The sequence below is a fragment of the Bradyrhizobium sp. GW821-FHT13H06 genome, from assembly GCF_058803975.1.
Genome location: NZ_JBXAPN010000006.1, coordinates 227,894 through 240,354 on the forward strand (window position 1 = coordinate 227,894; position 12,461 = coordinate 240,354).

11 protein-coding genes are annotated in these 12,461 nt (G+C 66.2%); 4 read left to right on the forward strand and 7 right to left on the reverse strand.

Going from position 1 to position 12,461, the window contains the following annotated elements; translation table 11 throughout:
* Positions 1 to 32 precede the first annotated feature (32 nt).
* Together putA and AC1RQP_RS24975 are read left to right on the forward strand one after the other, a co-directional pair.
* A complete protein-coding gene (putA, locus tag AC1RQP_RS24970) occupies positions 33 to 3,032 on the forward strand; it encodes a bifunctional proline dehydrogenase/L-glutamate gamma-semialdehyde dehydrogenase PutA (RefSeq protein ID WP_492938934.1) in 3,000 nt (999 codons plus the stop codon).
* Positions 3,033 to 3,360: 328 nt separating this feature from the next.
* Positions 3,361 to 4,566: a CaiB/BaiF CoA transferase family protein gene (locus AC1RQP_RS24975; protein WP_492938936.1), complete on the forward strand. Its 1,206-nt coding sequence runs from the start codon at positions 3,361 to 3,363 to the stop codon at positions 4,564 to 4,566.
* A 15-nt stretch (positions 4,567 to 4,581) separates the two neighbouring features.
* On the opposite strand, the gene AC1RQP_RS24980 is transcribed toward AC1RQP_RS24975, so the two are convergent.
* Positions 4,582 to 5,130, reverse strand: a complete 549-nt coding sequence (locus AC1RQP_RS24980; RefSeq protein WP_492938938.1) for a TetR/AcrR family transcriptional regulator — start codon at positions 5,128 to 5,130, stop codon at positions 4,582 to 4,584.
* Positions 5,131 to 5,274: 144 nt separating this feature from the next.
* On the opposite strand from AC1RQP_RS24980, the gene AC1RQP_RS24985 reads away from it, so the two are divergent.
* Entirely contained in the window at positions 5,275 to 5,922 is a 648-nt protein-coding gene (locus AC1RQP_RS24985) for a glutathione S-transferase family protein (RefSeq protein WP_492938940.1), read from the forward strand.
* Positions 5,923 to 6,047: 125 nt separating this feature from the next.
* Here AC1RQP_RS24985 and AC1RQP_RS24990 read toward each other — a convergent pair whose 3' ends face one another.
* The 6 genes from AC1RQP_RS24990 to AC1RQP_RS25015 all read right to left on the reverse strand — a co-directional run bounded on the left by AC1RQP_RS24990 (position 6,048) and on the right by AC1RQP_RS25015 (position 11,334).
* Positions 6,048 to 6,212 carry a hypothetical protein gene (locus AC1RQP_RS24990; RefSeq protein WP_165935865.1) on the reverse strand — a complete coding sequence of 55 codons (165 nt, stop codon included), beginning with the start codon at positions 6,210 to 6,212 and terminating at the stop codon, positions 6,048 to 6,050.
* Between the two features lie 24 nt (positions 6,213 to 6,236).
* Positions 6,237 to 7,787: a hypothetical protein gene (locus AC1RQP_RS24995; protein WP_492938942.1), complete on the reverse strand. Its 1,551-nt coding sequence runs from the start codon at positions 7,785 to 7,787 to the stop codon at positions 6,237 to 6,239.
* A gap of 92 nt (positions 7,788 to 7,879) precedes the next feature.
* Positions 7,880 to 8,854, reverse strand: a complete 975-nt coding sequence (locus tag AC1RQP_RS25000) for a hypothetical protein (protein WP_492939272.1) — start codon at positions 8,852 to 8,854, stop codon at positions 7,880 to 7,882.
* Between the two features lie 324 nt (positions 8,855 to 9,178).
* Entirely contained in the window at positions 9,179 to 9,676 is a 498-nt protein-coding gene (locus AC1RQP_RS25005; RefSeq protein WP_492938944.1) for a TPM domain-containing protein, read from the reverse strand.
* A gap of 5 nt (positions 9,677 to 9,681) precedes the next feature.
* Positions 9,682 to 10,596, reverse strand: a complete 915-nt coding sequence (locus AC1RQP_RS25010; protein ID WP_239621526.1) for a TPM domain-containing protein — start codon at positions 10,594 to 10,596, stop codon at positions 9,682 to 9,684.
* Between the two features lie 129 nt (positions 10,597 to 10,725).
* The gene (locus AC1RQP_RS25015) at positions 10,726 to 11,334 is read right to left on the reverse strand and encodes a LemA family protein (protein ID WP_061028633.1); all 609 of its coding nucleotides are present in this window, start codon (positions 11,332 to 11,334) and stop codon (positions 10,726 to 10,728) included.
* 270 nt (positions 11,335 to 11,604) lie between these two features.
* Between AC1RQP_RS25015 and AC1RQP_RS25020 the strand changes: the two genes are divergently transcribed.
* The gene (locus AC1RQP_RS25020) at positions 11,605 to 12,459 is read left to right on the forward strand and encodes an enoyl-CoA hydratase (RefSeq protein ID WP_247800612.1); all 855 of its coding nucleotides are present in this window, start codon (positions 11,605 to 11,607) and stop codon (positions 12,457 to 12,459) included.
* Positions 12,460 to 12,461 lie beyond the last annotated feature (2 nt).

The window sequence follows — 12,461 nt, forward strand, 5'->3', positions numbered from 1 at the left end:
CCTTATCCTGTCATTCAGCCACAGGACACGCCATGCCGAACACCCCGCCTCCCTTCTCCGCTCCTTACGCACCCGATGACACCGAGATCGCCGCGCGCCTCTTGCCGGCGTCGCAGCTGTCCCCGCCGCAGGAGGCGCGGATCGACCGCAGCGCAACGCGGCTGGTCGAGGCGATCCGCAAGCGTGACGACCGGCTCGGCGGGGTCGAGGACATGCTGCGGGAGTTCGCGCTCTCGACCAAAGAGGGGCTCGCGCTGATGGTGCTGGCCGAGGCGCTGCTGCGCGTGCCGGACGCGCGCACCGCCGACCAGTTCATCGAGGACAAGCTCGGCGAAGGCGACTTCATCCACCACGAGACCAAGTCCACCGCGTTCCTGGTCAACGCCTCGGCCTGGGCGCTCGGCCTCTCCGCGCGCGTGATCCAGCCCGGCGAGACGCCCGACGGCACCATCGGCCGGCTCGTGAAGCGGCTCGGCGCACCGGCCGTGCGTACCGCCACGCGCCAGGCGATGCGGCTGATGGGCAATCATTTCGTGCTGGGCGAGACCATCGAGCAGGCGCTGGAGCGGGGCCGGCCGCGCTCCAGCCAGAAGACGCGTTATTCCTTCGACATGCTCGGCGAAGGCGCGCGCACCGCGGCGGATGCGAAGCGCTACTTCGACGCCTATGCCAGCGCCATTGAAACGATCGGCAAGGCGGCAGGCAACCATCCCCTGCCCGACCGGCCCGGCATCTCCGTCAAGCTCTCGGCGCTGCATCCGCGCTTCGAGGCGATCAGCCGCGGCCGCGTGGTGGCCGAACTGGTGCCGCTGCTGCTGGACCTCGCCCAGCGCGCCAAGGCCCATGACCTCAACTTCACCGTCGACGCCGAAGAGGCCGACCGTCTGGAACTGTCGCTCGACGTGATCGCGGCGACGCTCGCCGACCCCTCGCTCGGAGGCTGGGACGGATTTGGCCTGGCCATCCAGGCCTATCAGAAGCGCGCCGGCGCGGTGATCGACTATGTCGATGCGCTTGCCCGCGCACATGATCGCAAGCTGATGGTGCGGCTGGTCAAGGGCGCCTATTGGGACACCGAGATCAAGCGCGCGCAGGAGCGCGGGCTCGGCGGCTATCCCGTGTTCACGCGCAAGGCGATGACGGATCTGAACTACGTCGCCTGCGCGACGAAGCTGCTGGCCTTGCGGCCCCGCATCTTCCCGCAATTCGCCACCCACAACGCGCTGACGGTCGCGACCGTGCTGGAGCTTGCCGCCGGCAGCGGCGGCTTCGAATTCCAGCGCCTGCATGGCATGGGCGAAGCGCTGTATGAGCAACTGGCAAAAGATCACCCGGACATCGCCTACCGCACCTACGCGCCGGTCGGCAGCCATCGTGATCTGCTCGCCTATCTCGTGCGGCGGCTCCTGGAGAACGGCGCCAACTCCTCCTTCGTGGCGCAGGCCGCCGACTATCGCGTGCCGGTGTCGGCGCTGTTGCAGCGTCCGGCAGATGCCATCGTCCGGCCGCAGGCGGCGGCCCATCCAAAGATCCCATTGCCCTGCGATCTCTTCGCGCCGGACCGGCGCAATTCGCGCGGCATCGAATTCGGCGAACGTGCCGCGCTCGATCGGTTGCTGACCGACGTCAGGGCCGAGACGGCCCGCCTCGAGGCGATCGCCGATGCCTCTGCGGATCAGGCCAATGCGGCGGTCGCCGCGGCACGCGCCGGCTTTGTCGCCTGGAGCCGCACACCGGCAGCTGCGCGCGCGGCGGCGTTGGAGCAGGCCGCGCATCTGCTGGAGAGCCGAGGCGCTCACTTCATCGCGCTGCTGCAAGCCGAGGGCGGCAAGACGCTTGACGACGCGCTGTCGGAGCTGAGGGAGGCCGCCGACTTCTGCCGCTACTATGCCGCGCAGGGCCGCAAGCTGTTCGGGGTCGAGGCTGCCATGCCGGGCCCGACCGGCGAGAGCAACGCGCTCGCCCTGCGCGGCCGCGGCGCGTTCGTCGCGATCTCGCCCTGGAATTTTCCGCTGGCGATCTTCCTGGGACAGGTGACGGCCGCGCTGATGGCCGGCAACAGCGTGGTCGCAAAGCCCGCCGAGCAGACGCCGCGCATCGCGCGCGAGGCCGTGGCCCTGCTGCACGAGGCGGGCATCCCGAAGAGCGCGCTGCACTTCGTCACCGGCGATGGCCGCACCGGGGCCGTGCTGACCGCGCACGCTGACATAGCGGGCGTGGTCTTCACCGGCTCGACCGAGGTGGCACGCTTGATCAACCGGACTCTCGCCGCCAAGGACGGGCCGATCGTGCCGCTGATCGCGGAGACCGGCGGCATCAACGCCATGATCGCGGACGCCACCGCGCTGCCCGAGCAGGTCGCCGACGACGTCGTGACCTCGGCCTTCCGTTCAGCCGGCCAACGCTGCTCGGCGCTGCGGCTGTTGTTCGTGCAGGAGGACGTCGCCGACCGCATGATCGAGATGATCGCGGGCGCCGCGCGCGAACTGAAGATCGGCGATCCCTCGGACATCGCAACCCATGTCGGTCCGGTGATCGACGAGGAGGCCAAGCAGCGCCTCGACGCGCACATCGCGCGGATGAAGCGCGAGGCGCGGCTGCACTTTGCAGGCCACGCGCCGGACGGCTGCTTCGTCGCGCCGCACATCTTCGAGCTCAGGGAGCCCGGCCAGCTCACCGAGGAGGTGTTTGGCCCGATCCTCCATGTCGTGCGCTATCGCGCCGAGAACCTCGAACGCGTCTTGCAGGCGATCGGGCGCACCGGCTACGGGCTGACCCTCGGCGTTCACTCGCGCATCGACGACACGATCGAGGCGATCATCGACCGCGCCCAGGTCGGCAACATCTACGTCAACCGCAACATGATCGGCGCCGTGGTCGGCGTGCAGCCCTTCGGCGGCAACGGCCTGTCCGGAACCGGCCCGAAGGCCGGCGGCCCGCACTATCTGTCGCGCTTCGCGACCGAGCAGACCGTGACGATCAACACGGCCGCGGCGGGCGGCAATGCTGCGTTGCTTGCGGGTGAGGAGTGAGACGGCGTCCGAGCCCTCTTATCAGCGCACGATAGCAGTTCCGTCATCCTGAGGTGCGAGTGGCGCGATGCCACTCATCGCGCCGGGAGCCTCGAAGGATGTACGGCCGGGATACAGCCGGGCCGTCGCCCTTCGAGGGCCGCTGAAGAAGCGGCCGCCTCAGGGTGACGGGGATGAATTCGGGCTACCGGACGCGCGCCGACCACCGCAATGGGCCCTGCGCCGGGCGCCGTTGCATCCCGCGGAAACATCGGTCTAATGCTCCCATGATGAGCCCGCGCCAATTCCAGCGTGCGGGAAACGACAAGAGCGAGGGAGCAACGCCGCGATGGACAAGGGCATTTTTGCGGGGCTGAAGGTTCTGGACTGCGCGAGCTTCATCGCAGCCCCCGCGGCCGCGACCGTGCTGTCGGATTTCGGCGCCGACATCATCAAGATCGAGCCGCCCGGCACCGGAGACCCCTACCGCAATCTGCCGAACCTGCCGGGCTATCCGACCGGAGAACACAATTTCGCCTGGCTACTGGAGGCCCGCAACAAGAAGAGCATCGCGCTCGACCTCTCCAAGACCGAAGCGCAGGCCGTGCTCTACAAGCTGGTGGCGGAGGCCGACGTCTTCATCACCAACATGCCGCCGCCGGTGCGCGCCAAGCTCGGCATCACCTACGACCATCTCGCCCATCTCAACGACCGGCTGATCTACGCCTCCTTCACCGGCTATGGCGAGAAGGGCGAAGAAGCCAACAAGCCAGGTTTCGACAGCAATGCCTATTGGGCGCGGTCGGGCCTGATGGACCTCGTGCGCGCCGACACCGACACCACCCCGGCGCGTTCGGTCGCCGGCATGGGCGATCATCCCTGCGCCATGGCGTTCTACGGCGCCATCGTCACCGCGCTCTATCAGCGCGAGAAGACCGGCAAGGGCTCGCACGTCGCCTCCAATTTGATGGCGAACGGGGTGTGGGCGGCGAGCGTGCTGGCACAGGCAAAGCTCTGCGGCTCCAAGTTCGGCGAGCGGCGGCCGCGCGAGCGCGCGCTGAACGCGGTCGCCAACCACTACCAGTGCAAGGACGGCCGCTGGCTGATCCTGTCGCTGCTGAGCGAGGAGAAGCAGTTTCCGACGCTGGCCCGCTGCCTCGGACGCGAGGATTTGATCAATGATCCCCGCTTCGCCACCAAGGCCGACCGTCACGCCCGCTCGGTCGAGCTGATCAAGATTCTGGACGACACTTTCGCCACCAGGGATCTCGCCGAATGGCGGCAGATCCTCGACGGCAACGGCCTCGTGTTCGGCGTCGTTGCCATTCTCGACGACATCCCAAACGACAAGCAGATGCTCGACAACGAGGTGCTGGTGCCGTTCGAGAACGACACCATGCTGACCATCAGCAGCCCGATCTGGATCGATGGCGCCAGGAAGGTGCAGCCGCGCAAGCCGCCCGCCGTCGGCGAGCACAGTGACGAGATCTTGCGCGGCGCGGGGTACGACGAGGCGGCGATCAAGCAGCTGCGGTCGAAGGGGGCGGTGGGATAGGCCGGCGCGCCGGCGTTACTTCCGCGCGATCAAGCCGCCCACCAAGTCCAGCAGCTCCGCCTTCGCCTCACGTCGGAAGCCGGCTCTGGGCGTGGCGAGTTGGCGAAAGAGCAAGCCAATCAGCGCCGAGACGAACAACTCGGCGTGGCGGCGTGGGTTTGGTGACTTCGCAGCTTTCAGCGCAAGCTCCGCACTCTGCCGCCACGTGTCAAACCACTCGGCGACCACGGGCCGATAGTGCTCTTGCCTCGCGGCGGCCAGGAAGGCCTCATAGCAGGCGATATGCGTCTCGGCTTCCGTGCTGATCTCGCGGACGTAGAAATCGACCAGCGCGTCGATCCAGGCCTCCACCTCGAACGCCTTGTCCTGAAGGCTGAGAGCCAACGCACGCAGCCTGCCGATTTCGCGCGCCAGAGCGAACTGCAGGGCGGCCTCAATCAGCGCATCACGGGTTCCGAAATGATGCGTGACCGCACCGAGCGAGACCCTGGCCTCGGCCGCGACCGCCCGGTGGGTCACGCCGTCGAGTCCATGTCGCCCGATGATGCGCAGCGTTGCCTGCATCAGGGGGCGCTCGCCCGCCCCTGTTTTTGAATTCCTGCTCATCCGGCCCAGCATCCAGCTCTTGACCCGCGACAGAACAAATGTTCTGTTGTACGGATCATATGTTATATCGTTGTCCAGGCCCCCGAAGGCAAGGAGCGTTCAATGCCCCGCTACCGCCTCCACTATTTCCCCGAGTCAGGCAACAGCTACAAGCTGGCACTGATGCTGACGCTCTGCGGCGAGACGTTCGAGCCGGTGTGGACTGATTTCGGCGGCGGCGTCACGCGCACGGCGGAGTGGCGCAGCGCCGTGAACGAGATGGGCGAGATTCCCGTGCTCGAGATCGACGGCGCGAAGATGACGCAGACGGCGCCTCTCCTGCTCAAGCTTGCCGATCAGCACGGCCGTTTCGGCGCCGAATCGGACGACGAGAAATTCGAGCTGCTGCGCTGGCTGTTCTGGGACAACCACAAGCTCACCGGCTACATGGCGACCTACCGCTTCATGCGCGCCTTCACCGAGAAAAGCGATCCGCAGGTGCTGAAACATTTTCGCCGGCGGCTCGACGACTTCCTCGGCATCCTCGACGGGCATCTCCAGCACAACGACTTCGCGATCGGGGCGAGGCCAACGGTCGCCGACATCTCGATGATGGCCTATCTGCACTATCCGAGCGACGAGCACGGCTTCGATTTCGCGGCGAGCCATCCCGCCATCCACGCCTGGCTCGGCCGCATGGCCGCGTTGCCCGGCTGGAAGCCGGCCTATGAGCTGCTGCCGGGCAAGCGGATGACGAATTACGCGAAGTGAGAGCGCTAGCGCCAAAGCCTTAGCGCCGTCATGGCCGGGCTTGTCCCGGCCATCCACGATCTTGAGCGTGGATACGAGAACGTGGACGCCCGGGACAAGCCCGGGCATGACGAAAGAGAGCGAAGCTACCGCAGCGACAGCCAGCCGAGCGTGAACAGGATCCCGCCGATGATGACGGCCGCCGCGACAGCCCAGGTGCTGACGCGGACGCTGCCGGTGACCTGCTTGGCTTCCTCATTGCGCGCGATCTCGCGATTGCGCTCCTTGGTGGACTCGCTGGTATCCGTCATGGGTCATCCAAATCGCTTGTTGGTTTAACGCGTCTTGATGAAGCACATGCCGATGCGGCGCGAGGCCGCGGCAGCCTGACAGGCGAGACCGTTAGCACAGCTCCATGACGTAAAACTCCTGTCCGGCGTTCCCGATCCCGCATCCTGCAGGGAACAATGCGCGCCCCAGCCGTCCTGATATTCGGTGCCGGCGAGTTCCCGGCTGCCGCGGGTCTGCGGCCGGTTGGCAAATCCGCGTGAGAAATCAGGCCGTTTGCCGGAGGCAAACGCGGTCAGAATGTCGCGGCGGCGGAGCTGGTCGCCGAAGAAATGCGGCGAGGCCGGCACAATGGCGGAATTGGACGGGTTGTCCGCGAGCCAGTCGGCGCCAGGGAAATGAAAGCCGCCGATGCCGCGGGTCTGGTGGCAGCCGGCGCAGGTGACGTCGTTGAGACGACGCTGGAAACCGGCGACCGAGCGGACGTTCTGCATGTCGGCGCCGCGTGCCGCCGCCTGCTTCAGCGCGCTGACCACGTCACCATCAGTGAAGACGGGATCGCCTTTGCCTTCCGCTTGTCCCTCTCCTTGCATCATGCCGAACTCGGGCTGCAGCGCCGAGGCATCGAGGCCGGCGGGGGTCGGCACCACCGCGGCCCTGGCGAGGAATTTCTCCGGGATCAGCACGGTGCCGCGATCGAACTCGCGCAGATGATCGGGCGCGAGCAGCCAGGCCTTGAAGTCGCGCCGGAGCACATCGTCGGCGAGGATCCTGTCGCGGTCGATCTGGTTCTCCAGCGCCGATTCCTCGAACGTCTTGGTGGCAGCGTCGTACTTGAACACCTTGAGCAGATAGTCGGAGCGGAAATCGTGCAGCGCCGATTTCGGCGCCACCGAGACCTGGATGTTGGTCTCGATGCGGTCGAGCATGGCGTCGTAAGGGGGAATACGACTGCCGATCAACCCTTGCCAGTCGCCATTGTCGAGCCAGCGCCGGGCAACCTCGGCGCAGGTGACCGGCCTGCCGTTCGCATCCGTCTGGCGCGGATCGCGCGCCTTCATCACGAGGTTGAGCGTCATCGGCAAGCGCGTTGCGGTCTTGCCGCCATCCGGCCTGCCGTCGAAACGCGCGAGACGGTAGATCAGCCGGATCTCGCCGCAGGACTCGTCCGACACATAGGCACGGTCCATGCGGTTCACGATCCCGGCCAGCACGAACCGCGTGTCGCGCGATTTCAGGTTGGCGAGGTCGAACAATTGCACGTCGAAGCCCTCGCCGACGCCGATGGTCTCGGTCGGATATGTGGCCTTGTACCGCGCGATGTAGCGGTCGAATTCCGCATCGATCGCCGGCGGAATCCCTTTCAGCTGCGGCAGCGACGCGAACATCAGGTCGGTCGTGAGCGGGACGTCCGCGTTCCGCTCCGGCGTGAGCAGACGCGAGATCGTCAACGTATTGTTCTGGTCGAGCTTGCGCAGGAGATCGGGATCGGTGATCGCAGTGCCGCGCGTCAGCGCAGTATTCTCCGCCGCGAACAGCGAAACGACACCGCCCAACAATGCGGTGACAGCAAAGAGAATTCGCAACGCGCGGCTCATGCCTCAGGTAACACCGCGCAGGGACGCCTATTCAAGTAAAAAGGCGCCTCACATGGTGGTGAAGCGCCTTTTTGAAAGTCGATAGCGAACGCTCAGCGCGACACGATGAGGCCCCTGCTGGTGACGACGACCCAGCGGCCATCCTGACGACGGATCGCATCGACGCGGCCAACGCCGGGGATGGGATCGCCGGGATAGACCTCGTAGAGCCCGTCGCGGCCCTCGATCAGCGCACCGCCATTGCTGGCATTGCGCAGCCTCCAGCCTTCGATCGTCGGCAGACGCCCGACCTCGGTCTTGGGCGCGGCAGGCGCCGGTGCCGCGGCGGCGGTCGCAACCTGGGTCGGCGCGATCGAGCCGGTGGTCTCCCTGGCGGGAGCTGCTGCAGCCTGCGCGGACGCTGCGGGCGGCGTGGCGCGGAGCTTGTCGACGGTCTCGGACAGTTTTGCGATCTTGGCCAGCGGCTCGGCCTGCGCTTTCTCGAGCTTGTCGAGGCGGTCGTTGGTCCGGTTGAGCTGGCTGACGCCGGTTTTCGAGCTCTGCTCGACATTCGCCTTCAGCGCGACAAGGTCGGCATCGATCCGGGCGACCAAAGCATCCAGCGCGCTGGTGTCGGCGACCTGCACCGGCGCCTGGGCCGGGGCGGCGAAACGCATCATGCCGGCGGTCGCAAGCGCGCCGCTGATCGCGCCGACGCAGGCGGCGATCGCCACCACCGCGGCCATCGCAGACAAGCGGCGCTTGCCGCCGATCTCGCGCGGCTCGTCCGCCTTCACATGGGGGGCGAAGTCCTCGCGGTCCCAGGACCGGTCCGAGGGCGCCATGACGATCAGCTTGCCCGGCTTTGGCTCGGGCTTGGGTTCGGCTTTGGGCTCGGCTTTCGCTTCGAATTTCGGCACGTCGATCCGCGGGGGCTCGACTTTGGGAGCATCCGCCTTGACCGGATCCGGCTTGGGCGGCGCCTCGTGGTCGGGGGCGATCGAGGGGGCGTCGATACCGGCGGCAGCTGCGAGGGCCTGCGGCGCTGCGTCGGCAGCACCGGAATCCTGGGCAGCCTGGTCGGGCATTGGTTCGCTCACGGCTCAAATACTCCAGTCTGGATTGACCTTTTGGTAACTTTCATTGCTTGCGAAATCCTTACCTTCGGACCCGCTTACCGAAACTTTAGGAATTGATCCGGGGCCGAATTGGGCCGGGAAAATGGAACCGGCGTGGCGGGTGTGAAACAATTTGTAACCGGGGGAAGATGAACGGCGGCGCAATGCCCGGGCCGTTGCTCTCGAGCTTCGTCGCGCTCGAACCTCAGGGTAACCGCGATGAAGCAAGTGCCCGCCGCCTCCACATCGTCACTACGACGGAGCAGCGGCACCTGCCGCCCACATCACAGTCCGTCACATCACCACCGGCGCATCCGGCAGCTCGTTCGATTGCGGGCCCTGCGGCGGGAAATGCCGCGCCAGCTCGCGCGACACCGCCTCGATGCCGCCGATCACGCCGCGCTCGAACCGGCCCGACCTGAACTCGGCCTCCATCGCGCGGCAGATGCTCTCCCACCCTTCGCCGCAAACCTTCGCATCGATGCCGCGATCGGCGACGATCTCGACGTCGCGGTCGGCGAGCAGCAGATAGATCAGGACGCTGTTGTTGTGCGCGGTGTCCCAGATGCGCAAATGCGAGAACACGTCGAGCGCGCGCTCGCGCGCCGGCTGGTTACGGAACAGCGGCGCGCCGTCAAGCGCGCCTTCGACGACGAAGCGGACCTGACCGGAATGAGTGGCCTCGCCGCGCTTGATCGCCTGCTCGATGCGCTCGAGCACGGCTTGCGGGAAGATCTGCTTCGCCCGCCAATGATGCTGCACGAGATGCCTGGCAATGCGCTTGATGCTCATGATCGCTACCAGCTCCCCGAGGCGCCGCCGCCGCCGAAACTGCCCCCGCCGCCGCTGAAGCCGCCGCTACTCGACGATCCGCTGCTCCAGCCGCCTCCCGACGAGCCGCTCGACCAGGAGCCGCCGCGCGAGCGCCCGGTGCCCGGCGCCATCGCCGAAAACAGGTCGGCGACGAAGCCGATGACGACGCCGAGAGCGCCGAGCGCCATGGCGAGTGCGAAGGAGCCGAGAATGAGCCAGGTCAGCGCCGCGATGATGCCGCCGACCGCCAGCGAGCCGAGCAGCCGCCCGAACACGGCCCGGAAGAACCCGCCAACCCCGATCGACGCGAACAGCGTCACGATGAATAGCGGCGCGAGATCGTCCAGATTGTGGGCGAAGTTGACGCTGCGCGAGGGCGCCGGCAGCGGCTCGCCGTCGATCACCCGGATCATGCGATCGACGCCCTCGGAGATGCCGCCGGCAAAATCGCCGGTCCTGAATTTCGGTGTGATGACCTCGTCGATGATGCGCCTTGACGTGACGTCGGTCAGCGCACCCTCGAGGCCATAGCCGACCTCGATGCGCAAGTGCCGGTCGCTTTTGGCAACGATGAGGATCGCGCCGTCGTCGACCTTCTTGCGGCCGATCTTCCAGGCCTCCGCGACCCGGATCGAGAATTGCTCGATCGTCTCCGGCTGCGTGGTCGGGACGATCAGGACGGCGATCTGACTTCCCTTGCGGTTCTCGAAGTCACGCAGCTTCTGCGACAGCGCGGCGATGTCGCTGCTGGAGAGCGTGCCGGTCTGATCGACGACGCGGCCGGTGAGTTCGGGTACGGCGACGTCGGCGAAGGCGGGGAACGCAAGGGCGAGGAAGAGTGCAATGGCGAGGACAAGCGCGGTGAAGGCCGAATAAGCCCGCCACAACCTCGCTGTCATCGCCCGGCTCGACCGGGCGATCCAGTATTCCAGAGACACCAGCGGACTATGGAGAAGCCGCGGCGTACTGGATTCCCCGCTTTCGCGGGGAATGACAGTGGTGGGTGGGATGCACACGGGGCGAACGAGCTACTTCGATGGCGCCGGGGCCGGGTTGAAGTCCACCTTGGGCGCGGTCGAGATTGCCTTCTCGTTCTCGACCGTAAAGTTCGGCTTCTCCTTGTAGCCGAACATCATGGCGGTGAGGTTGCTTGGGAACGAGCGGATGGTGACGTTATAGTCCTGCACCGACTTGATGTAGCGGTTGCGCGCCACCGTGATGCGGTTCTCCGTCCCCTCGAGCTGCGACATCAGGTCCTTGAACAAGGCATCGGACTTCAGCTGCGGATAGTTCTCGGTGACGACCAGCAGTCGCGACAGCGCGCTGGAGAGTTCGCCCTGCGCGGCCTGAAATTTCTGAAAGGCGGCGGGATCGTTCAGCACCTCGGGGGTCGCCTGGATGCTGCCGACCTTGGCCCGGGCGTTGGTGACGCCGAGCAGCACGTCCTTCTCCTGCTGGGCAAAACCCTTCACCGAGTTGACGAGATTGGGCACGAGATCGGCGCGGCGCTGATACTGGTTCACGACCTCGGACCAGGCGGCCTTGATCTGCTCGTCCTCGCTCTGAATCGCATTGTAGCCGCAATTGGTCAGGCTCAGCGAGGCCAGGGCGGCCAGCACGGTCAGGATCTTGCGCATCAAATTTCTCCCGGTGGAATCCTGTGACTCAATATCAGATAGCGATCCCGCGGTGCCAGCTTTCCGGCGTCATTCCCGGGGGCGAAGCGAACCATGGTGCGCCATTGCGCACCTGGGAATCCCGCGATTCCGGGTTTGGTCCTTCGAATGATCCCGGAATGTCTACGCAGGACGATTGCACGCCAGCCGGCTGACGCAAGCCTCTTGCCTATCCGAAGCCGACATAGTCAACTCCGGCAAAACAAAAGCGGAAACGCCGGAGGAGACGCTATGTCCTCGTTCGAGACCATCCTCGTGGAGAGGCCGGATCCGGCGATCATCCGGGTCGTGATGAACCGGCCCGAGGCGCGCAATGCGCAGAACCTGCAAATGACCTACGACCTCAATGCCGCTTTCGACGCGGCGGTGCAGGACGATGCGGTCAAGGTGATCATCCTCGCCGGCAATGGGCCGCACTTCTCGTCCGGCCATGACCTGCGCGCGGGCGGCAAGAATGCCGCAGGCGTCGATTTTCCACCGATCGGACATTGGGGCGGTTTTGCCGAAGCCGGCGCCCATGGCCGCTTCGCCCGCGAGCAGGAAATATATCTCCAGATCACCCGGCGCTGGCGCAACCTTGCCAAGCCTGTCATCGCCGAGGTGCATGGCAAGTGCATCGCCGGCGGGCTGATGCTGGCCTGGGCCTGCGACCTCATCGTCGCCAGCGACGATGCGCAGTTCTGCGACCCCGTCGTCACCATGGGCGTCTGCGGCGTCGAATGGTTCGTGCACCCCTGGGAGCTCGGCCCGCGCAAGGCCAAGGAATTCCTGTTCACGGCCGACAGCTGGAGCGCGCAGGAGGCGCACCAGCTTGGCATGGTCAACCAGGTCGTGCCGCGCGCGGAATTGTCTTCGCGCGTGCTCGAGCTGGCGCGCCGGATCGCGGCAAAACCGTCCTTCGCGCTGAAGCTGACCAAGGAAGCGGTGAATCGTTCGGTCGACGTGATGGGCCAGCCGGCGGCGATCGACCAGGCTTTCGCACTGCACCAGCTCTGCCACGCCCATAATCTCCAGGAGTTCGGCATGATCGTCGATCCCTCCGGACTGCATCCCTCCGTGCGCAAGCCGCCGGCGGCCGCGGAGTAGAC

Bases quoted from the DNA above. Each gene is read 5' to 3' on its own strand.
- AC1RQP_RS25005 (WP_492938944.1), bottom strand. From the start codon at position 9,676: ATGAGCATCAAGCGCATTGCCAGGCATCTCGTGCAGCATCATTGGCGG.
- AC1RQP_RS24990 (WP_165935865.1), bottom strand. From the start codon at position 6,212: ATGACGGATACCAGCGAGTCCACCAAGGAGCGCAATCGCGAGATCGCG.
- AC1RQP_RS24980 (WP_492938938.1), bottom strand. From the start codon at position 5,130: ATGCAGGCAACGCTGCGCATCATCGGGCGACATGGACTCGACGGCGTG.
- AC1RQP_RS24985 (WP_492938940.1), top strand. From the start codon at position 5,275: ATGCCCCGCTACCGCCTCCACTATTTCCCCGAGTCAGGCAACAGCTAC.
- AC1RQP_RS25020 (WP_247800612.1), top strand. From the start codon at position 11,605: ATGTCCTCGTTCGAGACCATCCTCGTGGAGAGGCCGGATCCGGCGATC.
- AC1RQP_RS24995 (WP_492938942.1), bottom strand. From the start codon at position 7,787: ATGAGCCGCGCGTTGCGAATTCTCTTTGCTGTCACCGCATTGTTGGGC.
- putA (WP_492938934.1), top strand. From the start codon at position 33: ATGCCGAACACCCCGCCTCCCTTCTCCGCTCCTTACGCACCCGATGAC.
- AC1RQP_RS25015 (WP_061028633.1), bottom strand. From the start codon at position 11,334: ATGCGCAAGATCCTGACCGTGCTGGCCGCCCTGGCCTCGCTGAGCCTG.
- AC1RQP_RS24975 (WP_492938936.1), top strand. From the start codon at position 3,361: ATGGACAAGGGCATTTTTGCGGGGCTGAAGGTTCTGGACTGCGCGAGC.
- AC1RQP_RS25000 (WP_492939272.1), bottom strand. From the start codon at position 8,854: ATGCCCGACCAGGCTGCCCAGGATTCCGGTGCTGCCGACGCAGCGCCG.
- AC1RQP_RS25010 (WP_239621526.1), bottom strand. From the start codon at position 10,596: ATGACAGCGAGGTTGTGGCGGGCTTATTCGGCCTTCACCGCGCTTGTC.